Here is a 22,549-nt window from a genome sequence, read left to right on the forward strand (position 1 = left end):
TTAGTTTCCTCCTCGCTCTGCGATGGCGCCCAGGAGAGTGCCGCGTACGATCACTCCCTTGAATTTTCCAGAGGGGCCTGTCACCGGCAACGGATAGGGCAGGTCGTGAATGATTTGGATCAGGTCTGTGGCCTGAGTATCCAATTGAACTTCCTTGAAGTCACGGCGCAGGATGGATTCGATGTCATCACTGCCGCGTTCGCGTAGGGCTGCGCAGTCTTCAATAGTCACGATGCCAGCCGGAGTTTTGTTCTTATTGAGGAAGAAGAGCGAACCGATGGCGCTCTGCTTCATCTTGCGGATGGCAGAGCGGGGTCCGTCGGTCCCGAGGTAGGCGACGGCTTCGGACTTCTTCATGACCATTTCCGCGGTGAGGACCTTGGTAATGTCAACGTCCTCTACAAAACGTTCCACGTAGTCGGTGGCGGGCTCGGTCAGAATTTCTTCGGGAGTGCCTACCTGAACGATGCGTCCGTCTTTCATGAGGACGATTCGGTCTCCCAGCTTCAGGGCCTCGTCCAGGTCGTGACTGATGAACAGGATGGTTTTTTGCATTTCATCCTGAAGGTTGACCAGTTCGTCCTGCATGTCGCGGCGGATGAGCGGATCCAGTGCCGAGAAGGCCTCGTCCATGAGCAGAATGTCGGGATCAAGTGCCAGGGCACGGGCCAGACCAACGCGCTGTTGCATGCCGCCAGAGAGTTGCTTGGGATAGGAGTTTTCCCATCCCTTCAGGCCCACAAGCTCAAGAGCGTTCTCGGCCTTTTCCCGACGTGTGTCGGCGTCCATGCCCTGAATTTCCAGGCCATATTCGGTGTTCTGGCAGACCGTGCGGTGTGGGAATAGGGCAAAATTCTGGAAAACCATGCCCAACTTTTCCTGCCTGAATTTGCGCAGGTCATCGATATTCAGGGAGCGGATATCTACTCCGTCTACAGCGATCTTGCCCGCAGTGGGTTCGATCAGGCGGTTGATGCAGCGCACCAGAGTGGATTTTCCACTGCCGGAAAGCCCCATTACGACAACGATTTCGCCTTCTTTCACGGTAAAGGATGCGTCGTTGATGCCAACGCTTTGTGCGGTTTTCTTATGGATTTCTTCCTTGCTTGCCCCTTCTTGCAGGAGCTTCAAGGCTTTTTCAGGAGTATTCCCGAAAATTTTGTAAAGGTTTTCGACGACGATTTTGGACATTCTGACTCCGGGTTGTGGTCAATGACAATGCAATCGCTCGCTTTGCCTGGGGGCAAAACGGGCTGCATTTCATACTAAGAAAAGAGAGGGGTGCTATTATTAGAGCTGGTGGCAGCAAATAACGAGAGGATACCGTCCCCTGAGTCCGCGAGGCAGCTTTGGGCGGAGCCCGCTGGGCGGATGAGGGACTGAACTTCCTTCGTTGTTACTTTGAGAAATGTGTGCTTTAAGTACTGTAGCTTTAGTATGCATGCTGTAGTAATGTACGTTGTTAGAGAGAAGTATGTATGTTGTGATGGTGTCCGTGCTGTTGTTCGGGTGCTTGTGGATGGTGATGAGAGAATGTTGTGACTTGAGTTGTGGCTTGGCTTGATTAACGAGCGAGAGCTGGTTCTCTAGCGTATTCTGTTTTGTTTTTTATCAATAATATATCTACTGGATTGAGTTGAGCTTGTCAACTACAGTCAATATTGGATGATGATACAGAATCTCATAATGCGAGAAAGGTCTGACAGTTAAGAGCCCTGCTGAGAAGAACGAGACTCCCTGAAAGTCCTTTAGAGTGGATTATTCTTTAAAATACTCCATCAAGCTCAGTCATCGGTCGAGGCGGGGGTTGTCGGGCACGGAAAAGGCCCCTTTCCCGGAGGAAAGAGGCCTTTTGCTTGGTTGCTATTGGGAGAGTTATTGTTCCTTGACCGCTTGGGCAATCTCCTGAATGGCCACTTTACCGTCCTCGAAGTACATCAGCGCGTTATCCGCAGCGAAGAGCGGGTTGGGGATCTTCGCAAAGCCCGGTGAAAGACTCCGCTTGATGACCACAACTGTGTGTGCCTGATCCACATCGATGATGGGCATTCCGGCGATGGGACTGCTGGGGTCGGTCTTGGCAAGCGGATTGACCACATCGTTGGCACCCAGAACAATAGCCACATCCACTTGGCTCATTTCCGGGTTGATGGAATCCATTTCCCTGAGCTTGTCATAGGGTACTTCGGCCTCGGCCAGCAGAACATTCATATGTCCCGGCATACGCCCAGCCACGGGATGGATGGCGAATTCAACCTGGACTCCTCTGGCTTCCAGAATATTCATCAAGTCGCGGACTGCATGCTGAGCCTGAGCCACTGCCATGCCATAGCCGGGAATGATGACCACCCGGCGTGCACCGTCAAGGATCATGGCGACTTCTTCGCCCGAGGTGGCTTTGACCTTGCCTTCGTAGACGTCATCGGAACTGACGGTGGTTTCACCGGGGCCGAGCGCACCGCCGAAGAGTACATTAACCAGCGAACGGTTCATGGCCTTGCACATGATCTTGGTCAAAATGACGCCCGAGGCACCCACCAGGGAGCCCGCGATGATCAACACATTGTTCTGCAGCACGAAGCCTGTGGCCGCCGCTGCCAAGCCGGAATAGGAGTTCAGCAGGGCAATGACCACCGGCATGTCCGCGCCGCCGATGGCCACGGTGAGCAGCAGCCCCAGGATGGCCGCTGCAGCGACCATCAGCCAGTAGAGGTTGACGTTTTGTGGTTGCATGACCAGGGCGATACCCAGCCCCACTGTAATGATGGCAACCAGCAGGTTGACGATCCTTTGTCCGGGGAAAGATGCGGCACCTTCGAGGAACAGGCGTTGCAGCTTGGCGAAGGCGATAAAGCTGCCGAAGAAAGTCACGCTGCCAATGATGCCCGAGATCGCTGTGGCGATGAGCATTTGGTAGTCCTGTGCCGGGGCCAGTCCGGCCTTGGCGAGGAGATCGCTACCTTGCGTCGCACCCATGACTTCCAGAAACGCCGCTCCGGCGACGAGTACGGATGCGCCACCACCGAAGCCGTTGAAGACGGCGACCAACTGTGGCATTGCGGTCATTTCGATTCGGATGGCCAGGATTGCGCCAATGAGTGCTCCAACGGCGACTCCGGCGATGATATACTCGAAGGTCAGAACATTTTTGTCCAACAGGGTGGCAACGACGGCGATAAGCATTGCAAGGGCTGAATAGGTGTTGCCGCGAACTGCCGTGCGGGGCGAAGTCAGTCCTTTGATGCCCAGGATAAACAGCACCGAAGCCAGAAGATAGGCGAGATTGATGATGTTGACGCTCATGACCGCCCACCCTTTTTCTTGAACATGTCGAGCATGCGGTGGGTAACCATGAATCCACCGACTACATTGATGGTGGCGAAGACCAGAGCGGACACGCCGAGTATCGTGGTCAGCAGGGTGTGTTCACTGCCTGCTGAGAGCAGGGCGCCAGTGATTGTGATGCCCGATATGGCATTGGTGCCGGACATCAGTGGCGTGTGCAGAGTTGGCGGGACCTTGGTGATGACCTCGAATCCCACGAACACCGCCAGCACGAAGATGGTGAGTCCGATGACGAAAACTTCCATGAATATTCCTCCTGCGGGGCCGCACCGGTTGCCTGATCGGGCTGTGCCTGATGCGTGACCTCGTGGCGTGTATTCCTGTTGTTATGCGGTTTCTTCCAGCTTCTCCAGGATCATGGGATGCACGACCTTGCCGTCACGCGTGACCATGGTGCCCGCGACGACTTCGTCATCCTTGTCAATGTCCACCCGCCCATCCTCGGCCATATTCAACAACAGGGCGCTGATGTTCTTGGCGTACATCCGTGAAGCATCGATGCACATCTGTGAAGGCAGGTCCGTGGGCCCGAAAATCTTGACGCCATGGGCCTCGACCACCTCGTCAGGGCGGGTTAGCTCGCAGTTTCCGCCGCCCACGGCAGCCAGGTCCACAATGACTGATCCGGGGGCCATGCCCTTGACCATTTCCTCGGTGACAAGAATGGGAGCTGCCCGTCCGGGGATGGCTGCGGTGGTGATGACCACGTCGTTGGCGGCAACCACGCGCGTCATGAGCTCGCGCTGTTTGCGGTAGAAATCCTCGTCCATGGCCTTGGCGTAACCGCCCTTGTCTTCGGCATCGTCCGCTTCCAGTTCCATCTCCACGAATTTGGCCCCCAGGCTTTGAACCTGCTCTTTGACGGCGGGCCGAACATCGTAGGCCTCGACCACGGCGCCGAGCTTGCGGGCCTGGGCAATGGCCATCAATCCGGCGACACCCACGCCAACGATGAAGACCTTGGCCGGGGCGATGGTGCCAGCGGCGGTCATCATCATGGGGAACATCTTGGGCAGATTCCCTGCAGCCAGCAACACGGCCTGATAGCCTGCCAGGGTAGCCATGGATGAAAGGGCATCCATGCTCTGGGCACGGGTGATGCGTGGAATGAGTTCCATGGAGAAGAGGACGGCCCCGGTCTCGGCCACGGCCTTGGAGATGGCAGGGTCGGTGAACGGCTCAGTCAGGCCGATGACGATTTGACCTTCGCGCAGCATGGCGATGTCTGCAGCTCCTGCCTCGGGGTTTGCCCCTGGAGAGCGGACCTGAAGGATAACGTCAGCCCGGGCAAAGAGATCGCTCCGGCTCGGGACAATCTCTGCCCCCTTGTCCTTGAAATCGGTATCGAGACAACTGGCAGCGGTTCCTGCGTCTTGCTCCACGAGCACGGTGAAGCCCGCCTTGATCAGCGGGGGAACGGCAGAGGGAACCAGGGCCACTCGCCGTTCGCCGGGATAGGTTTCCTTGGGCACTGCGAGAATCATGGACGTCGCTCTCCTTATGGGTAAAGGACTGGGTGGAATAGTAAATTTCAGACTATATTGTTTTTAGTGAAATAGCCATATCGCCCGGGCTATCGGTCACCATGTGAGAATGAATTGAAGTGCGATTGCCAAGTCCGGGCTTTGACATGGCAGTCCCGAGGCTTTACATCCGGCACTCAAGGTGTGGGTTCACTGTGATCATTCGAGGAGACGATCATGTCGTATACCATTAAGGACATCCTGCGTATGCAGGTGGCCCCGGCTTTGGGCTGTACCGAACCTGTGGCTATTGCCCTGGCCGCAGCGGCTGCCGCGTCGCTGCTTCCGGCGGGTGACATTCAGCGGGTTGAACTGTGGGTGGACCCCAATATTTACAAGAATGGTTTGGCGGTGACCATCCCCGGAACCGGGGGGTTGTCGGGATTGGATACGGCAGCAGCCCTGGGCTGTGCCGGGGGTGATCCGACCCTGGGGCTGGAGGTTCTGGCGCCGGTGGACGAGGTCGTTACAGCCCGGGCAATGGCATTGCTGGATGCCAAGCTGGTGACAGTGAACCTACTTCATGATCAGGTTGGGCTGTTTGTGCGTGCCCGGGTGGAACGCGGCGGCGCCAATGCCGAGGCCGTTATCGAAGTGGTGCATGACAATATTACGAGTCTTTCTCTGAACGGCGAGGCCGTGACCGGGCATCCGTTGCTGGGAAGCGACGTTGCTGGCGGTAAAAGTGAATTGGCCGAAATGGAATCCTGGCTCAAGGAGCGCTCGCTCTCCGAACTCATCGAGTTGCTGGATGGTCTGGATGATGAGGACTTGGCATTTCTGGAAGAGGGAGTGCAGCACAATCTCCGCTTAGCCGAATACGGTTTGAAATTTGATGCCGGTATGGGGGTGGGCAAGACTCTGGATCGTCTGGTTCGCCAGCGCCTTCTGACGCGGGATATGATTCAGGCTGCAAAAATTTTGACCTCTGCCGCCTCGGATGCTCGGATGGGTGGAGTCAAGCTGCCAGCCATGAGTTCCGCAGGCAGTGGCAACCACGGGCTGACCGCCATTCTGCCGATTCAGGCTGTTGCCGAGTTTGCCGAGTGCACGGATGCCGAACGCCAGCGGGCCATTGCCCTGTCTCACGTGGTCACGGCCTATGTGAAAGCCTTCACCGGACGCCTGTCCGCCGTCTGCGGTTGCTCCGTGGCAGCCGGAGCAGGTGCCGCTGCCGGGGTGACTCTTCTTTTGGGAGGTGGTGCGCAGCATATTGCCGGGGCCATAAAGAACCTGACCGAGGATCTGGCCGGGGTGATTTGTGACGGCGCCAAGGCTGGATGTGCCCTCAAGCTGGCTACGGCTGCCGGGTCGTCCGTGCAGGCGGCGCTGTTTGCCCTACAGGGGGTGAATGTTGATTCCGGCGATGGAATCATGGGGGTCTCACCCGAACAGACCATGCAGAATATCGGTACTCTTTCCACGCAGGGCATGATCGAGACCGATCGCACGATTTTGCGCATCATGCTGGAAAAGCAGTTTTCAGATGTGTAGCTGGCGCAGGGCGCAGACGATGTAAGAATTTTCTCGTACGTTTGGAGTCGAGAATGGATAAGCCCCGGGCATCAGCCTGGGGCTTTTTCTTTGGGTTGAACAAGTGAAGATAAAGTCGGAAGAGCAGCGATCACTGGCCTGTGTAGCGAATGCGGTAAATCAGGCCTGCTTTGTCATCACTGACAAACAATGATCCGTCGGGTGCTTGCAGGACGTCCACGGGCCGCCCCGAGACCTTGCGCCCCTTGAGCCAGCCTGTGGCAAAGGGTTGGTAGTCCATGGCCTGCCCGTTCCTTACCCTGACGGTCATCAGACGATAACCCACTGGACTGGTGCGATTCCATGAACCGTGCTCTGCCAAAAAGAGCCGCCCCTGGTATGCCTTTGGGAATTGTGTTGCGGTGTAAAAGGTCATCCCCAGCGGAGCCACATGGGCGGGGAGGCGGAGGGCTGGACCATCGAAGTCCTTGCAGGGCTTGGATTTGCCGTACTTGGGGTCTTGAATATCCCCGGCATGACAGTAGGGAAAGCCGAAGTGCATTCCCGGGTAGGGGGCACGGTGCAGTGTGTCAGGGGGGATGTCGTCGCCCATCAGGTCTCGCCCGTTGTTGCTGAACCAGAGGACGTTGGTTTCCGGGTGCCAATCGAAACCCACGGTGTTGCGTATTCCCGAGGCAAAGATCTCCTGCTGCGATCCGTCCGGTTGCATGCGCAGAATGGCGGAGTATCTGGGGTCGTCATTTTCGCAGACGTTGCAGGGTGCACCTATGGGTACATAGAGTCTGTCATCTGGTCCAAAGGCGATGTATTTCCAGCCATGGTGACGGTCATTGGGCAGATCGTCCCGGATGATGACTGGCTGTGAAGGATTGTCCAGTCGGGATTCGATATCATCGAAACGCAGGATGCGGCTGATCTCGGCCACATAGAGCGCCCCATTGCGAAACGCCACTCCGTTTGGGGAGTTCAGGCCAGAGGCTATGACATGGGTGACCTCGGCAATGCCGTTGCCATCACTGTCCGTGACGGCGAACACGCGGTGCCCTCGGGTGCCAACGAATAACGTGCCGTTATCGCCAAGGGCCATGGAGCGAGCGCCAGGGATGCGGGCGTGGATGCTCAGAGTAAAACCCGAAGGCAATTGAATTGATGGGGATTTTTCCGGGGAGGCCCCACAGGCCGGAGGCAAAAGCAGAGTGCAAAGCGAAAGTAGAGTGAAAACAAGGTGTTTGGTGTAAAGTTGTGGAGTGCTCATGCCGAAAAGATATCACGAACGGCGTAACGCGCATAGGCAACCTGCTAAGAATGAATCCAGCGAGGACATCGTGTAGGCACAGGAGGAACCTACCGATTAAGTAGCAAATTGATTGAAACGCTTTGGCAGGTTGTGTTATATTGTGTGTCTGTCGGTGATCATAATGCCATTTCGGGAAGCAGGCTTTATGAACGAGAGATGGCTTAGGTACTATTTCGGGACGAATTATTTGGGAGGTTTTCATGCTTCGGCAAATCAGCATCGGGGTTAGAATTTTCTTGGTCATTGCGGTGATGATTTTATTCATCGGTGGGACCATTGCGGCATTCCTCGGGAACTCGTCAACGATCAAGGAGATCAGCGTTCAGCAGGTCAATGACCGCATGTTGGAAGGGCAGAAGCAGAAACTCCAGGTGGCGGTCAAGTCCTTGGCCGAATCACTTGGGACCTTGGTTGCAAGTGCCACTGATCACCATCAGCAGATCGAGATGATCAGCAAGGCCGTGGCCGATATTCGTTATGAAGAGGACAAGTCCGGGTATTTCTTTGTGTATGAGGGGACCACGGTCGTCACCGTTCCTCCCAAACCGTCCTTGAGCGGCAAGGATATGTCGGGGGCAAAAGACGTCAACGGTGTCTACTTTGTCTCGGATTTGGCCAAGGCGGCGCAGGGTGGTGGTGGATTCGTCCAATACGTGTTTGCCAAGCCCGGCTCGGGGGATCAGCCCAAGTTGGCCTATTCCCAATTGATTTCTGGTACCAAGTATTGGATCGGAACAGGCATCTATATTGATAATATCGACGCAGCCAAGGCTGAGGTTACTTCAATAATTGAAGATGTTGTAAGTTCCAATACGACATGGGTACTCGCCGTTCTGATTGGTATTCTTCTGGTCGGTGTGTTGCCGATGTCCTGGTTGATCGTCAAGAGTATCACCGGGCCCATTGCTCAGTCCACTGACGCCGCTGGTGAGATTGCAGGTGGCAACTATGACCTGCATCTTGAAGTCAAGGGACGGGATGAGGCTTCCAGATTGCAGGAGGCCCTGAATACCATGGCATCAACCCTGCTTCAGAACATCGAAGAGATTACGATCAAGACGCAGGATGCCGAGGAAAAGGCTCGCGCTGCAGAAGTTGCCAAGGCCGAGGCCGAAGAGGCAACCCTCATGGCCACGCGCGCCAAGGCCGAGGGCATGTACCAGGCCGCTCAGCGTCTGGAACAGGTGGTTGAACGCATTACTGCCGCCACTGAGCAGATATCCGTTCAGGTTGATGAAATCTCCAGCGGCACCGATGTGCAGAAGGAGCGCTTGCAGGCGACGGCCACGGCCATGGAAGAGATGAATGCCACAGTGCTTGAAGTTGCCCGCAATGCTGGTGACGCCGCTCAGAACGCCGAGGGAGCCCAAGAGAAGGCTCGCCAGGGTGCAGAGACGGTTAACAAGTCCGTGTCGGCCATGAATACCACTCGCACGCAGACAACCTCGCTGCAGGACAGCATGAACGCTCTGGGTGTGCAGGCCGAGGCTATTGGCAACATCATGGGAGTGATCTCTGATATTGCGGACCAGACCAACCTGCTCGCACTCAACGCCGCCATTGAGGCGGCACGTGCCGGTGATGCCGGTCGCGGGTTTGCCGTGGTGGCAGACGAGGTCCGCAAGCTGGCTGAAAAGACCATGACCGCCACCAAGGAAGTCGGGGATTCCATCGAGGCCATTCAGCGAGTGGCCAGCGATAATATCTCTGGTATGGAGACGGCTGTTGTGGATCTGGAGCACGCTTCGGAGTTGTCCAATGAGTCGGGAGTGGTGCTTGAGGAGATCGTTCATGGCACCGAGGAAAGCGCTAAGCAGATTCAAAGTATTGCCACGGCCGCTGAAGAGCAGTCCGCTGCCAGCGAGGAGATTAACCAGGCCATTGACGAGATAAACAATATCGCCGTTGAAACCGCCAAGGGAGTCGAGGAATCCGCAACAGCGTTGCGCGAACTGGCAGAACAGGCCAGTGAACTTAATTCCCTGGTCAACGAGTTGAAGTCCGAAGGGCAGCAATAGCCCCACAGTGATTAAAGAAAAAAGAAGGCCCCTGCCATTTTGGCGGGGGCCTTTGTTTTTGCGCTGTGATTGTCTGTTCAGCTTGTAAGGGTCAAGGGCAGCTTGATGATGAAAGTGGTGCCAACCCCAGGAGTGGACTCCACCGTGAACTGCCCTCCATGGTTCTGGGTGATGATGAAGTATGAAACCGAAAGGCCAAGTCCGGTGCCAACCCCTGGGGGTTTGGTGGTGAAGAATGGCTCAAAGATTCGTTTTCTGATCTCCATGGTCATGCCCGGACCGTTGTCCTCCACCTCGATGACTGCTGTGTTGCCTTCCCGGCGGGTGCGGATGATGATGATGGGGGCAATGCCAGGCTTGGGATGGTCCGCCATGGCGTAAGCCGCATTCTTGACCAGGTTGAACAGGACCTGTTCAATCTCGGTATGGGCACAGGTGATCTGATCGAGATCGTGGCTATACTCGCGGATGATTCGAACTTTCTTGAAATCGTAACTTTTTTTGAGGTCGTAATCGCTGGTCGCAAGGTCAAGAACCGTGTCGGCCAGGACATTGACATCGCAGGTTGCCATGCTGGTTCCGCTTTTGCGGCTGAAATCCAGCATATTGGAGACGATCTTGGCTGCACGCAGTCCAGACTCCTGAATGCCGGAGAGCATCCGGTTAATCCCCCGTTTTTCCATATATAGCCGGATCTGATCCAGGGTGCAGCCTGTGTCATGGGCGGCCTGATGGTTGGCAGGAAGCTCGGGTGAAGTGCGGCGCATGATGTTTTGGGCGCCCTGGAGGATGCCTCCCAGGGGGTTGTTGATTTCATGAGCCATTCCGGCAGCAAGGCCGCCTACGGACATCATTTTCTCGGTCTGAACCATTACTTCATCGATTCTGACCCGGTCGGTCACATCGTCAACTCGGATGACGGCCCCTTGCATGCCAATTCCAACCAGAGGAAATACGGTGACATCATTATAGCGAATCTCTCCCCCGATCTGGCGGAGTAGATGCGGGGTGGACATGACTGTTTGTTCCTGGATGGCTCGGTGGACATTTTCCATCTCGGGAGCAAGCGCCGGATAGACCTGCTCCAACGTCTTGTGCTGGGCAGATGTGGCACTGATTCCGGTAAGGCGCTCGGCTTCGAGGTTCCACTGGGTGACACGGCCCTGAGTGTCAACGCCTACAAGGACCGAAGGCATGGAGTTGATGGTGCTTTGCAGCATGTTCTGCAGCCGGAGTAGTTCCTGCTCTGCAAGCTTGCGGTCGGTGATGTCGAAGATTGCGCTGGTGAAGTATTCGGGGCGTCCTCCTTTCCAGGAGACTCCCTGTCCTTTTTCGGACACCCAGTGCTGTTCCCCCGAGGCATCTTGAATCCGGTACTCTAGGGAGTAATCGGAGCCCTTGATCAGGGCGTCGGCAACGGTGGCGCGGACGCGAATGCGATCATCGGGATGAACAACCTGATTCAGGTAATCAACCTCGCCAGCCATGAAGTCCCGGGCTGGGTGGCCTGTGATTTCCTCCACAGGGTCACTGATGAACAGGGCTGTCCAATGACTGTCGTTGACGCTGTGCAACACTGCGCCGGGGATGTTTTCCACCAGCGTTCGGTATTTTTCTTCACTGTTGCCAAGTTTGCTCAGGGCATTTTCCAGTTCTGCTGTTCGCTTTCCGACCCGGGTCTCAAGGGTGCGGTTCATGTCCAACACGCGCATGAAAAGCCAGACCCCTCCCAGGAAAAGGAGCAGACAGAACAGCACATAAAGGTGAATGTAGATGGTTCGTGATAGCCAGAGGACACTGATGGTGCCGATGGTGCGATCGTCGTGGCGGATGTCCGTGGTGATGGTATGGCGATTGATGAGACCGGTGGCTACGAATATGGCATCGATTTGTGAGAGAGGCGGTCCGTCGATCATCAGGAAGGTTTTTCCAAGGTCATCTTTGACGATCAGCCACTCATAGCCATAGGAATTTGCTGCAAGTTGCAGGTAGGCCAAGGCGCTGGATTCCTCAAAGGTCCAGAGAGCGTTGGCGATGACCCGTGCATGATCGTCGGCCTGCAGCTGGGCGTCTCTCAACGTTTTTTGCTGTAGGATGGCTACGAATGCTGCGAAGGCGATGGCCGATATCGCGCAGATGAAAATAAAGCGTTTGGTAAATCGCACTGATCAGTCCCTGGACCCCTTGAACTCTGGACAGTTGGTGAGCATTCACGGATAGCCTGTGTGGCGCTATGTAACCAATGATTAATGTAACCGAAGTCTTGGTGAGAAGGCAAATGCTTGAACCTGTTTACACTGCCAAGTGGATTGTGTTGTGCCAGAGTGCCAACGGAGTTTCGAGCGCGGAGGAAAGGGGAGAACTCGTAGGGTAAGGAGGGAAGGCTGTAACCTGCTCTTTGGTGAGACAGGCCGTTGTGATGAAGGGAGAGGTCATGAGGGATGCAGTCTTAAGGTCTGAACTCTTTGGCGCAGGCTGCTGGCGTGACAGGAGGAATACCCTTGCAGGGCGGTATGATTGCCTTGTGGGGCAAGGCGAGGGGCAGAACAGAAAAAGGGTTGGTATGACGCTTGCGCCTTACCAACCCTGTGATCTCATGGCTCCCCAGCACGGACTTGAACCGCGAACCTAGTGATTAACAGTCACCCGCTCTGCCAATTGAGCTACTGGGGATCACTTTTGCCGCGCCTTTCGTTGCGACAGGAAAGACGTTTTAGGCGGTAACCGAGTCTTCGTCAAGATCAAAATTTGGGTTGGTGGATTTTTTTTTAAATACAGTGCAAGAGGGCCGAAGACACCCCTGGGTCCTTGACGCATGCCTGCATTCTGAATAAAGCTCTCAGGTTCTTCTTACGTAGAAAGTTTTGATGGAGAAAGAGCGTTGAGCAAGAAGGGCAAAAAGCCTAATACCAAGCAGATTAAGCTTCCGGTCAAGTCGCCGAATGTCGAGCTTTTCCAGCCTATGCTGAGAGCTTTGCAGGATAGTGGCGAGCTGAATGAAGTCATGAAGAACCGCGTGGGCAAGGCCTGTACCTTGCTGGATGCTGATATCCCGCTGTTCCCTAATGACTTCCGTCAGGAAGCTCATATTGTCGATATTGTTGATAAGTACGATGCTGTGGACGGTGATGAGCTGGAGGGGATGGACCTCTCGTTCAGCCTGGCGGGGCGTATTGTGTCCCACCGTTCCTTTGGCAAGGTTACTTTTTTCCACCTTCAGGACGTCAGCGGCAAGATGCAGGTCTATGCGGCTCGTGATGATCTGGGGACGGAAGCCTACCAAGTCTTCAAGAAGTACGACATCGGCGACATAGTCGGCGTCACCGGCGGTCTGTTCCGGACCAAGACCGGTGAGCTTACCGTCAAGGTGAGCGACGTACGGCTGCTGACCAAGTCCATGCGTCCTCTGCCTGAAAAATATCATGGCTTGAAGGATGTTGAGACCCGCTATCGTCAGCGCTATGTGGATCTGATCGTCACTGAGCGGACCAAGGACATCTTTATCAAGCGTACCAAAATCGTGCGCGAGTTCCGCAGGTTCATGGAGTCCAGAGGCTTCATGGAAGTGGAAACCCCCATGATGCAGCCCATTGCTGGCGGTGCCACTGCGCGGCCTTTTGAGACGCATCATAATGCCCTTGATATCAAGCTCTACATGCGCATCGCTCCAGAGTTGTACCTGAAGCGTCTCATTGTGGGTGGGTTTGAGCGGGTCTTCGAGATCAACCGCAACTTCCGCAATGAAGGCACCAGTACTCAGCATAACCCCGAGTTCACCATGTGTGAATTCTACTGGGCGTACGCAACGTTCGAGGATTTGATGGATCTGACCGAGGAGCTGTTTGCTCACGTCGCTCAGGAAGTCTGTGGCTCGACCGTGGTTCCCTATCAGGGTGAGGAGATTGATCTGACCCCGGGGAATTGGCACCGCATGAGTTTTCATGAATCCCTGGAAAAGATCGGTGGTATTGAGCCTGAGTGGTATCGGGATTACGACAAGGCCGTCGCCCTGGTGCAGAAAGAGGGCGAGAAGGTCGTGGATGGCGAGGTTCTGGGCAAGATCCAGGCAAAGCTGTTTGACCTCTTTGTGGAGCCCAAGCTGATCCAGCCGCATTTTATTTATCATTACCCCACGGATATTTCTCCGCTGTCGCGCCGCAACGACAAGAACCCCGAGATTACCGATCGGTTCGAATTGTTCATGAGCGGTCGTGAGTTGGCGAATGCCTTCTCGGAGTTGAATGACCCTGTGGACCAGCGCGTCCGCTTTGAGGCCCAGGTGGCCGAGAAGGAGGCAGGTGATGACGAGGCCCATGCCATGGATGACGATTACGTCCGGGCGTTGGAATACGGCATGCCGCCCACTGCAGGCCAGGGGATCGGCATTGACCGCCTCGTGATGCTGCTGACGGATTCGGCCAGCATTCGTGAAGTGATTCTATTCCCGCTGCTTAAGCCGGAGGGCTCTGCCGGATCATGAGCTTCGAGCGTTTCATCGCCATGCGCTACCTGTTTGCCCGGCGCAAGCAGGCATTCATCTCGGTCATTTCCCTGATTTCCATCTTGGGGGTGGCCATTGGCGTGGCGTCGCTTATCGTAGTGCTTGGCGTCATGAATGGTATGAGCACTGACCTGCGTGACAAGATTCTGGGCGTCAACGCGCACCTGCTCGTGGGGAGCGTGGATAATTCCATTGCTGACTATCGGATGCTGACAGAGACTGCGTTGACGGTTGAGGGTGTGACTGGAGTCATGCCCTTTTTGTATTCCGAGGTTATGCTGTCCACCCGGCATGGGGTGAAAGGCGTTGTGCTGCGGGGGATTAATCCTGCGGATGCCGCCAACGTGCTGACTCTGGACAAGGATATGCTCGAAGGCAAGCTTGCGCACCTGACCGGAGGCTACGGCCCGAGTGGAGGGCCTCCGGGTATTGTTCTTGGCAAGGAGCTTGCCCAGCGCCTTGGTGTCCGGCGTGGGAGCCTGGTGAACATGCTGACCCCGTCGGGCATGACGACCGCTGCCGGATTCAAGCCCAAGGTCCAGACTGTTCGCGTTGTGGCCGTGTTCAAGACCGGAATGTACGAATATGATGCATCACTGGCATACGTCTCCATTCCCACCGCACAAAGGCTGATGGGCTTCAAGACCGATACCGTGAGTGGTTTGGAACTCAAGGTCGACGATGTTGATCGCGCCGATGAAATCGGCCAACTGCTCAAGGATAAGGTCGGCGGCTTCCCGCTGTATGTGCGGAACTGGAAGGAGATGAACGAGAATCTTTACGCCGCATTGGCTTTGGAGAAATTGGCCATTTCTGTCATCCTGGTGATGATCGTGCTTGTGGGGTCGTTCTCCATCGTGACCACGCTCGTGATGCTGGTCATGGAAAAGACCCGGGACATTGCCATTCTGATGTCCATGGGAGCCACGCGCAAAAGCGTCCGCGCCATTTTCATGCTTCAGGGAATGATTATTGGGGTCGCCGGAACGGTTGCCGGGTTTGCCCTTGGGCTGACTCTATGTTTCCTGCTCCAGAGATTCCAGTTCATTACCTTGCCCAAAGGGATTTATTCCCTGGATTATTTGCCGGTGCTCCTGGAATGGCCTGATCTTGTTGCCATCGGTGTCTCCGCTCTTGTCTTGTGTTTCCTGGCCACGGTGTATCCAGCCCGCCAGGCTTCCAAGCTGACCCCTGCCGAGGCGCTCCGCTATGAGTAATTTCCCGTTGTATGATTTGCGGGGTGTTGGTAAGGAGTATCCCGGACCAAGCGGAACGATTCAAATCCTTAAGGATTTGAATCTGCGCGTGGAAGAGGGGGAGAGCGTTGCCGTGGTGGGGGCTTCGGGCGCTGGCAAATCCACTCTGTTGCATGTGTTGGGAACGTTGGACACCGCCACAAGCGGAGAGGTCTTCTTTCGAGGAGAGAACCTGAACGTATTTGGCGAAGAAGCCAGGGCCAGACTTCGGAATAAGGAGATCGGCTTTGTCTTTCAGTTTCATCATCTGCTCCCCGAGTTTACCACCCTTGAGAATATCGCTATGCCAGGCTTGATAGCAGGCATGAGCAAAGCCAAGGCCCTGGCCAGAGCTTCTGAGGTTCTGGATTTGACGGGTTTGAGCCAACGTTCGTCTCACAAGGTCACGACCTTGTCTGGAGGCGAACGGCAGCGGGCAGCCATCGCCCGAGCAATTATGCTCAAACCGCAGGTGCTGCTGGCCGATGAACCGACAGGAAATTTGGATGAAAAAACAGGAGAGCGCATTGCCCGCCTGTTGTTTGATTTGAATGAAGAACTGGGGATGGCCATGGTGGTCGTTACCCATAATGTGGAACTGGCCCGTCAGATGGGTCGGCGCTTCGAGCTGCGTTCCGGAGAACTGTATGAGCAAACGTGCTAATCGATTCGGTCTGATGGTCCTGCTAGCGGCTGTCCTTGTATGCCTTGCCGCCGGCGCCTCTGTAGCGCAGAGCCCACCTGATGCAGGGAAGATCCAATTGGTGATTTTGCCCTTTGAGGTGAATGCCGATCCCGAACTGGGATACTTGAAGGACAGCCTTCCCGAGCTGCTGGGCGAACATCTTGAAAAGGCGGGCTTTTCCCTGGTTGATCAGAAGACGGTTAACGGTCTTCTTGAGGAACACGGTATCGAGTATCTCGATATTGCCACAGCCAAGGACTTGGCTTTGCTGAGCAGTGCGAACTGGGCCGTTTATGGCAGTTTCAGTCAGGTGGGCGAGACCATCAGTCTGGACGTGCGTCTGGTTGAAGCCTACGGCGTACAACCAGCCAAGCCGGTGTTTGTTGTTCAGGAGGGCCTGATCAATGTTGTGCCGGCCATTGAGGACCTGGCTGAAAAGATCCGCATGGAACTCCTGCGCAAGGAGCGTATCGAGGTCATCGAGGTCGAGGGCTCCAAGGTTCTGGACAAAGAAGTTGTCCTGATGCGGCTGCGCGTCTCCAAGGGCGATATTTATGACCCCAAGGCCTTGAACGCTGAGCTTAAGAATATTTACGAACTGGGGTACTTCGACGATGTGAGCATCAATGTCGACAACCTGCCCGAGGGAGTGAAAGTCACCTTTGTGGTCAAGGAAAAGCCGCGAATCACTGTTGTCGACGTCCTGGGCGTTGAAGAACTGGATCGGGACGACATCCTTGAGTTGTTGAATTCCAAGGCCGGTTCGGTGTTGAATCCGAAAATCCTGGCCGACGACCTTTCCAAGGTCAAAGCTGAATACCGCAAAGAAGGCTATTATAACGCCAAGGTCAGTTACGAGCTAGAAGAAGCCGAAGGTGGCCTGGCCCGACTGAATATCGTGGTTGATGAGGGCAACAAGCTTTATATCGAGAACATCCGCATCGTTGGTGCCGAAGGTCTTGATGAGGATGACCTCAAGGACCAACTGGCTCTGTCAGAGCACGGAATGCTGTCTTGGTTCACGGGTGACGGCATCCTGCAAGAGGATATGCTGGATCGGGATTCTGCCGTATTGCAATCCTACTATGGCGACCAGGGTTACCTGGAAGCCAAGGTCGGACAGCCCCGGGTGGAGTTCCTTGAGGACGGTATTTCCGTAACCTTCGAGGTGGAGGAAGGGCGCCGTTACAAGGCAGGCACGATCACCTATCAGGGCGATCTTTTGGAGACACCGGAAGAGTTGGGCAAGTTGATTGAAACCGACGACCAGCGCGATGATGATGAGTACGTAAGTCGCTCACAACTGCGCGACGATGCCCAGACTTTGACCAAGTACTACTCCGATTATGGCTACGCCTTTGCCGAGGTTGATTATCAAATTAAGCCAAATCCTGAGACATTGATTGCAGATATTGTTTTTGAGCTGCATAAGCGGCAGAAGATTTACATCCGACGGGTGATGATTGAGGGCAATACCAGAACCCGAGACAACGTCATCCGCCGTGAGATGCGTCTCACGGACGGTGATCTGTTTAGTGGCTCCAAGCTGTCCCGGTCAACTCAGCGATTAAATTATCTGGGCTTCTTCGAGCTTGCTGATGTTGAAACTGTTCCCACCGATGATCCGAGCCAGATGGACCTCAAGGTCAAGGTCAAGGAAACAACCACAGGTCAGCTGACTGGTGGTATTGGCTGGTCCAGCGCAGATGGTGTCTACTTCATGGCCACCGTGGCTGAGAACAATCTGTTCGGGAAGGGCTATACCGCTTCTGTCGATGGCGCTTGGGGTGGCGATACAACTCGTTACACCGTCAAGTTCATGAATCCGCATGTCTATGATTCCCCTTGGAAATTCGGTGTGGATATCTACGATTGGGATGACGACTATGACGATTACGACATCTCCAAAGTGGGAACACGTATCCGGACTGGTCATCCTATTGGTGAGTATACCTACTGGAATGCCTATTACGAATTGGAAAACTATAAGGTCACTGACGTCGACGATGACGCGACGGACTCCATTCTGGATATCGAGGGCGACAACTGGAAAAGCATGATCAGTAACGAGATCGTGCGTAATACTCTGGATCGCCGCTTGAACCCGACCTCCGGCATGAAGAGTAGAGTGACGCTTGAGTATTCCGGCGGTGTTATTGGCGGGAGCGATGACTATATCAAGTTCATCGCCGACCATACGCAGTATTGGCCCATGTGGTGGGATCATGTCTTCCATTTCCATGCCCAGATTGGCTATGTGATGGAGCAATTCAACGGCAACGACGTTCCGGTTCATGAAAGGTTTTATCTCGGTGGAATCGATGACGTTCGTGGCTACAAGAATAATTACATCTCACCCCGGGAAGATGATGACAAAGTTGGTGGCAACAAGGTTTTCTTTACCAACTTCGAATACCTTTTCCCCATCATGGACGAACTGGGAGTCATGGGCTTGGCCTTCTTTGACGCAGGTGAAGTCTGGGCCAAGGGCGACGAACTCGACTTTGATCTCAAGAAGAGTGTTGGTTGCGGCATTCGCTGGTACTCCCCCATGGGCCCATTGCGCCTGGAGTACGGCTATGCACTGGATACGATCGAGGAACAGGGCAGCAAGAGCCGCCTGGAGTTTTCTATCGGTCAGTTCTTCTAGGCCGCGATAATTGGAAATGATTAAGCAATGTTCAACAATCGAGGAATCAATGCGTAAGCTTTTGTTTGCTATTATTGCCGTGGTGATGCTTGCCCCGGCTGCTCAGGCAGCCACGAAAGGACCTGTGGCTATTGTGAATGTGCCCATGGTTATTCGCGAGTGCGAGCAGGGTAAGCAGGTGCGGGATCAACTCAAGGCGACCTTCAAGAGCACTCAGACCGAAATGGACAGGCAGAAGGCTGAACTCGAGAAGCTTCGTGACGAGCTCCAGAAGCAGGGCATCGTGTTGTCTCAGGAAGCCAAGGTCGACAAGGAAATCGAATTCAAGCGCAAGGTTCGTGATTATCAGGATGGTCTGCGTAATTTCCAGCGCAAGTTTAAGGCTGAAGAGAGCAAGCTTTCCAAACCTCTGTTGGATGTCATTGTCGAAACTCTGAAAAGCTACGGCAAGAAGCACGGGTTGGGTATGATTCTGGATGCTCAAGCTGGCATTCTTTATGCCGATGACAAGGCTGACATCACCAATGAGATTATCGTCGAGGTCAACAAGGCTTCCAAGGCGAAAAAGTAAGACTGGACGACGGCAACGCGTATGAGAATCAGACTGTCAGAATTGGCCGGAAAGTTGGGCCTCACTCTGGTGGGGCAGGATTGTGAAATCTCCGGAGTCGGGACTCTTGAGTCTGCGGGACCCGAGGATGTGACCTTTCTGGCCAATCCGAAATACGACGCACTTTTGGCGACATCTAAAGCTGCTGCGGTCATTTGTACCGAGGAGCATGCTGACCGGGTGGCTTCGGCCCTTGTCAGTGCAAATCCTTATCTGGATTTTGCCCGGTTGCTCAATCTGTTCACACCGCAGCAGGGGAGCCTGAGTGGTATCAACGACGCCGCTTATGTCGACCCCGAGGCCAGTGTTGACGAAAGTGCAGATATCTACCCCTTTGCCTTCGTGGCCAGGGGAGCGAGCATCGGCCCCCGCACCAAGGTCTTCCCTGGCAGTTATGTTGGGGATGGCTGCGTTGTCGGTGCCGACTGTACGTTGTACCCCAATGTAACGCTGATGGCAGGTACCGTCCTTGGCGACCGGGTGATGATTCATTCCGGTGCCGTGCTTGGGAGTGACGGGTTTGGCTATGTGCCGACCCCGGCTGGCCGCGAGAAGATTCCCCAGGTCGGGACCGTGCTGGTTGAGGATGACGTTGAGATTGGTGCCAATACCACCATTGACCGCGCCATGCTCGAAAAGACTCTGATCGGCGGCGGCACGAAGATCGACAACCTTGTACAGATCGCCCACAATTGTACTTTCGGAAAAAACTGTACCATCGTCTCACAGGTTGGGATCGCAGGCAGTTGTACCGTTGGCAGCAATGTGATCATGGCTGGCAAGGCCGGTCTGGCCGACCATCTGGACATTGGTGATGACGTCGTCATCGGACCCAAATGCGGTGTGCGCGTGTCTATTCCCGATGGCAAGCGCATGGGCGGGCACCCTGCCATGGAGTATGGAACCTACATGCGCCATATGTCCCTGGCCCCCAAAATTCCCGATTTGTTCAAGCGGGTAAAGAAACTCGAAAAAGAATTGACCGCCCTGCTTGCGGCGTCAGACGAGGGAGACAACTAATGAGCGAACTCCCCCAATTTGTGGATATTCAGCAGATTTTTGAATTGCTTCCTCACCGTTATCCTTTCCTGATGGTGGACCGAGTGACGGAAGTCGTTCCCGGTGAATCCCTGAAGGCGTTCAAGAATGTCACAGTGAATGAGCCCTTTTTTCAGGGTCATTTCCCTGGTTTGCCAGTGATGCCTGGCGTGCTGATGTGCGAGGCGCTGGCTCAGGCTGGCGGATTGCTGGCACTGCTTTCCGATGAGGAAATGTCCAAAGGCGATAATGTCTTCCTGTTTACGGGCATCGACAAGGTTCGATTCCGTCGTCGGGTGGTTCCTGGTGACAAACTTGATCTTGAAGTCTTCGATATGAAGCGCAAGATGAACCTGATCAAGATGAGCGGCAAGGCACTGGTCAATGGCGAGCTCGCCTGCCAGGGTATTATGTCTGCTGCCATTGTGAATAGAGAGGATATGTAGTGGCCAACCAGATTCATCCTACTGCAGTGGTGGACCCGGGCGCGAAGCTTGGGGACAACGTGACCATTGGTCCGTATGCCATTATCGAATCCGATACCGAGATCGGTGACGGGACCCGCATCGATGCCTTTGCCCAGATCAAGCGCTATACGAGCATGGGGGCGAATAACGTCATCCATTCCAACGCGTTGATCGGCGGTGAACCGCAGGATATGAAATTCAAGGATGCCGATACACGCGTGGTCATGGGTGACAACAACATCATCCGTGAATTCGTGACCGTGCATCGTGGAACCCCGGAAGGTCGCGGTGAGACCAGGATTGGATCGGGCTGCATGATCATGGCATATGCCCATGTGGCCCATGACTGTGTCTTGCATGATCACGCCATTCTGGTGAACTGCGTCATGCTGGCCGGCCATGTTGATATCGGTTCCCATGCCGTGGTCAGTGGAATGACTGGTGTGCATCAGTTTACGCGCATCGGTGATTACGCCTTCATTGGTGGAATGTCTGGCGTCTCTTTGGACGTGCCGCCCTATATCCACGCCACAGGGGTTCGCGGAGCCTTGCGGGGCTTGAACCTGATAGGGCTTCGTCGTGCAGGAATAGACCGCGCGAGTATCAAGGCCTTGAAACAGGCCTACACCACTATTTTCCGTTCCGGTATGGGGCGCAAGGAAGCCTTGGCTGAGGCCGAGGAGGTCCTGGGCGATGTTCCGGAGGTCATGAAGATGATCGAGTTCATCCGCAGCAGTGAACGCGGGGTGCACAGCGACATCGGTATGCGTAACGGTGATAAAGACAGTTAACCTTCAAGGCCGGGCGCAATCCCGGCTTTTTTTGTGATGCTATGACCAAGACACTTGGAATTATTGCCGGTGGACGCAGGTTCCCCTTTATGGTGGCAGAGCGCGCACGTGAGGCTGGGATTCGCGTTGTGGCCGTGGGCTTTACCGGGAATACGGACCCAACACTGGCTGACCATGTTGATGTCTTTGAGATGGTGCATCTGGGACAGTTGTCCAAATGCATCAAATTCATGAAAGCCAATACGGCAGATTCGGTGGTCTTTGCCGGAGCTATCAACAAGCCCAAGGCCATGGATATCCGCCCCGATCTGTTGGCGGCCAAACTGTTGTTCAAGCTCAAGGGCAAAGGTGACGACGCCATTCTGTCCACCGTCCTCGATGTGTTCGAGTCGCATGGATTGAACGTGGGTGATCCCCTTGAATTTGTGCCCGGGTTGGCTACCCCAGAAGGTGCGCTGACCTCCAGGCAACCAACACGCGATGATCTTGAGGACCTCCGATTTGCCTGGCCCAAGGCCAAGGCCATTGGAGAGATGGATATCGGTCAGTCCCTGCTGGTCAAAGCTGGAATCGTATTGGCTGTCGAAGGGCCGGAGGGCACCGACGCCGCCATTCTGCGTGCGGGTGAGTTGTCCTCAAAAGGGTGCGTGCTCTGCAAGGTTTACAAGCCTGGGCAGGATATGCGTATCGACAGGCCCGCAGCAGGGTTGAATACCGTTCGGTCCATGATCGAGGCTGGTGGTACCTGTATCGGTATCGAAGCCGGGCGATCCATCTTTTTTGAACAGGACGAAGCCGTGGCTCTGGCAGAGAAGCATGGCGTCTCCATTATTGGCCTTTCCTCTGAAATCCTAGGTCTCGGTTCCTAAGTCGTCCATTATTGTCCGATGGCATA

The 22,549-nt window shown here is 54.9% G+C and carries 17 protein-coding genes and 1 tRNA gene; 11 read left to right on the plus strand and 7 right to left on the minus strand.

The features are described 5' to 3' along the window. The 4 genes from EL361_RS01585 to EL361_RS01600 all read right to left on the minus strand — a co-directional run bounded on the left by EL361_RS01585 (position 1) and on the right by EL361_RS01600 (position 4,829). On the minus strand, positions 1-1,191 hold the full coding sequence (locus EL361_RS01585; RefSeq protein WP_126375906.1) for a quaternary amine ABC transporter ATP-binding protein: 1,191 nt from the start codon (positions 1,189-1,191) through the stop codon (positions 1-3). 684 nt (positions 1,192-1,875) lie between these two features. Continuing rightward, the gene (locus EL361_RS01590; protein ID WP_126375908.1) at positions 1,876-3,303 is read right to left on the minus strand and encodes an NAD(P)(+) transhydrogenase (Re/Si-specific) subunit beta; all 1,428 of its coding nucleotides are present in this window, start codon (positions 3,301-3,303) and stop codon (positions 1,876-1,878) included. Then, a complete protein-coding gene (locus tag EL361_RS01595) occupies positions 3,300-3,590 on the minus strand; it encodes an NAD(P) transhydrogenase subunit alpha part 2 (RefSeq protein ID WP_126375910.1) in 291 nt (96 codons plus the stop codon). The genes EL361_RS01590 and EL361_RS01595 overlap by 4 nt, the downstream gene beginning before the upstream one ends. Positions 3,591-3,671: 81 nt before the next feature. Beyond that, a complete protein-coding gene (locus tag EL361_RS01600; protein ID WP_126375912.1) occupies positions 3,672-4,829 on the minus strand; it encodes a Re/Si-specific NAD(P)(+) transhydrogenase subunit alpha in 1,158 nt (385 codons plus the stop codon). Between the two features lie 216 nt (positions 4,830-5,045). On the opposite strand from EL361_RS01600, the gene EL361_RS01605 reads away from it, so the two are divergent. Then, positions 5,046-6,362 (plus strand): L-cysteine desulfidase family protein, encoded by a 1,317-nt coding sequence (locus tag EL361_RS01605; RefSeq protein ID WP_126375914.1) that lies wholly within the window; start codon positions 5,046-5,048, stop codon positions 6,360-6,362. Positions 6,363-6,492: 130 nt separating this feature from the next. Here EL361_RS01605 and EL361_RS01610 read toward each other — a convergent pair whose 3' ends face one another. Further along, on the minus strand, positions 6,493-7,617 hold the full coding sequence (locus tag EL361_RS01610; protein WP_126375917.1) for a PQQ-dependent sugar dehydrogenase: 1,125 nt from the start codon (positions 7,615-7,617) through the stop codon (positions 6,493-6,495). A 242-nt stretch (positions 7,618-7,859) separates the two neighbouring features. Here EL361_RS01610 and EL361_RS01615 point away from each other — a divergent pair, with 242 nt between their 5' ends. Beyond that, the gene (locus tag EL361_RS01615; RefSeq protein ID WP_126375919.1) at positions 7,860-9,677 is read left to right on the plus strand and encodes a methyl-accepting chemotaxis protein; all 1,818 of its coding nucleotides are present in this window, start codon (positions 7,860-7,862) and stop codon (positions 9,675-9,677) included. Between the two features lie 77 nt (positions 9,678-9,754). On the opposite strand, the gene EL361_RS01620 is transcribed toward EL361_RS01615, so the two are convergent. Together EL361_RS01620 and EL361_RS01625 are read right to left on the minus strand one after the other, a co-directional pair. Then, positions 9,755-11,842, minus strand: a complete 2,088-nt coding sequence (locus EL361_RS01620) for a PAS domain-containing sensor histidine kinase (protein WP_126375921.1) — start codon at positions 11,840-11,842, stop codon at positions 9,755-9,757. Between the two features lie 432 nt (positions 11,843-12,274). Continuing rightward, positions 12,275-12,350: transfer RNA gene (locus tag EL361_RS01625), tRNA-Asn, on the minus strand. 289 nt (positions 12,351-12,639) lie between these two features. Here EL361_RS01625 and lysS point away from each other — a divergent pair. The 9 genes from lysS to EL361_RS01670 are packed head-to-tail and all read left to right on the plus strand — an operon-like array spanning position 12,640 to position 22,523. Next, positions 12,640-14,157 carry a lysine--tRNA ligase gene (lysS, locus tag EL361_RS01630; protein WP_126381232.1) on the plus strand — a complete coding sequence of 506 codons (1,518 nt, stop codon included), beginning with the start codon at positions 12,640-12,642 and terminating at the stop codon, positions 14,155-14,157. Then, positions 14,154-15,395, plus strand: a complete 1,242-nt coding sequence (locus EL361_RS01635; protein ID WP_126375923.1) for a lipoprotein-releasing ABC transporter permease subunit — start codon at positions 14,154-14,156, stop codon at positions 15,393-15,395. The genes lysS and EL361_RS01635 overlap by 4 nt, the downstream gene beginning before the upstream one ends. Continuing rightward, entirely contained in the window at positions 15,388-16,077 is a 690-nt protein-coding gene (locus EL361_RS01640) for an ABC transporter ATP-binding protein (RefSeq protein ID WP_126375925.1), read from the plus strand. The genes EL361_RS01635 and EL361_RS01640 overlap by 8 nt, the downstream gene beginning before the upstream one ends. Continuing rightward, positions 16,061-18,748: an outer membrane protein assembly factor BamA gene (bamA, locus tag EL361_RS01645; protein ID WP_172961585.1), complete on the plus strand. Its 2,688-nt coding sequence runs from the start codon at positions 16,061-16,063 to the stop codon at positions 18,746-18,748. Before EL361_RS01640 ends, bamA begins: the two co-directional genes overlap by 17 nt. Before the next feature lie 49 nt (positions 18,749-18,797). Beyond that, positions 18,798-19,319, plus strand: a complete 522-nt coding sequence (locus tag EL361_RS01650; protein WP_172961586.1) for an OmpH/Skp family outer membrane protein — start codon at positions 18,798-18,800, stop codon at positions 19,317-19,319. Positions 19,320-19,340: 21 nt separating this feature from the next. Further along, positions 19,341-20,378 (plus strand): UDP-3-O-(3-hydroxymyristoyl)glucosamine N-acyltransferase, encoded by a 1,038-nt coding sequence (gene lpxD / locus EL361_RS01655; protein ID WP_126375931.1) that lies wholly within the window; start codon positions 19,341-19,343, stop codon positions 20,376-20,378. Continuing rightward, entirely contained in the window at positions 20,378-20,842 is a 465-nt protein-coding gene (gene fabZ / locus EL361_RS01660; RefSeq protein WP_126375933.1) for a 3-hydroxyacyl-ACP dehydratase FabZ, read from the plus strand. Before lpxD ends, fabZ begins: the two co-directional genes overlap by 1 nt. Next, positions 20,842-21,654, plus strand: a complete 813-nt coding sequence (lpxA, locus tag EL361_RS01665) for an acyl-ACP--UDP-N-acetylglucosamine O-acyltransferase (protein WP_126375935.1) — start codon at positions 20,842-20,844, stop codon at positions 21,652-21,654. Before fabZ ends, lpxA begins: the two co-directional genes overlap by 1 nt. Before the next feature lie 41 nt (positions 21,655-21,695). After that, entirely contained in the window at positions 21,696-22,523 is an 828-nt protein-coding gene (locus EL361_RS01670) for an LpxI family protein (protein WP_126375937.1), read from the plus strand. Positions 22,524-22,549: the final 26 nt, after the last annotated feature.

The organism is Desulfovibrio ferrophilus (assembly GCF_003966735.1).
Classification (GTDB): Bacteria; Desulfobacterota; Desulfovibrionia; order Desulfovibrionales; family Desulfovibrionaceae; genus Desulfovibrio_Q; species Desulfovibrio_Q ferrophilus.

What these genes read in the sequence shown, in the direction of transcription:
- EL361_RS01670 (WP_126375937.1), top strand. Translation starts at nt 21,696, where the DNA reads ATGACCAAGACACTTGGAATTATTGCCGGTGGACGCAGGTTCCCCTTT.
- EL361_RS01610 (WP_126375917.1), bottom strand. Translation starts at nt 7,617, where the DNA reads ATGAGCACTCCACAACTTTACACCAAACACCTTGTTTTCACTCTACTT.
- lpxD (WP_126375931.1), top strand. Translation starts at nt 19,341, where the DNA reads ATGAGAATCAGACTGTCAGAATTGGCCGGAAAGTTGGGCCTCACTCTG.
- EL361_RS01635 (WP_126375923.1), top strand. Translation starts at nt 14,154, where the DNA reads ATGAGCTTCGAGCGTTTCATCGCCATGCGCTACCTGTTTGCCCGGCGC.
- EL361_RS01640 (WP_126375925.1), top strand. Translation starts at nt 15,388, where the DNA reads ATGAGTAATTTCCCGTTGTATGATTTGCGGGGTGTTGGTAAGGAGTAT.
- EL361_RS01600 (WP_126375912.1), bottom strand. Translation starts at nt 4,829, where the DNA reads ATGATTCTCGCAGTGCCCAAGGAAACCTATCCCGGCGAACGGCGAGTG.
- lysS (WP_126381232.1), top strand. Translation starts at nt 12,640, where the DNA reads ATGCTGAGAGCTTTGCAGGATAGTGGCGAGCTGAATGAAGTCATGAAG.
- bamA (WP_172961585.1), top strand. Translation starts at nt 16,061, where the DNA reads ATGAGCAAACGTGCTAATCGATTCGGTCTGATGGTCCTGCTAGCGGCT.
- EL361_RS01615 (WP_126375919.1), top strand. Translation starts at nt 7,860, where the DNA reads ATGCTTCGGCAAATCAGCATCGGGGTTAGAATTTTCTTGGTCATTGCG.
- EL361_RS01650 (WP_172961586.1), top strand. Translation starts at nt 18,798, where the DNA reads ATGCGTAAGCTTTTGTTTGCTATTATTGCCGTGGTGATGCTTGCCCCG.
- EL361_RS01605 (WP_126375914.1), top strand. Translation starts at nt 5,046, where the DNA reads ATGTCGTATACCATTAAGGACATCCTGCGTATGCAGGTGGCCCCGGCT.
- EL361_RS01595 (WP_126375910.1), bottom strand. Translation starts at nt 3,590, where the DNA reads ATGGAAGTTTTCGTCATCGGACTCACCATCTTCGTGCTGGCGGTGTTC.
- fabZ (WP_126375933.1), top strand. Translation starts at nt 20,378, where the DNA reads ATGAGCGAACTCCCCCAATTTGTGGATATTCAGCAGATTTTTGAATTG.
- EL361_RS01585 (WP_126375906.1), bottom strand. Translation starts at nt 1,191, where the DNA reads ATGTCCAAAATCGTCGTCGAAAACCTTTACAAAATTTTCGGGAATACT.
- EL361_RS01590 (WP_126375908.1), bottom strand. Translation starts at nt 3,303, where the DNA reads ATGAGCGTCAACATCATCAATCTCGCCTATCTTCTGGCTTCGGTGCTG.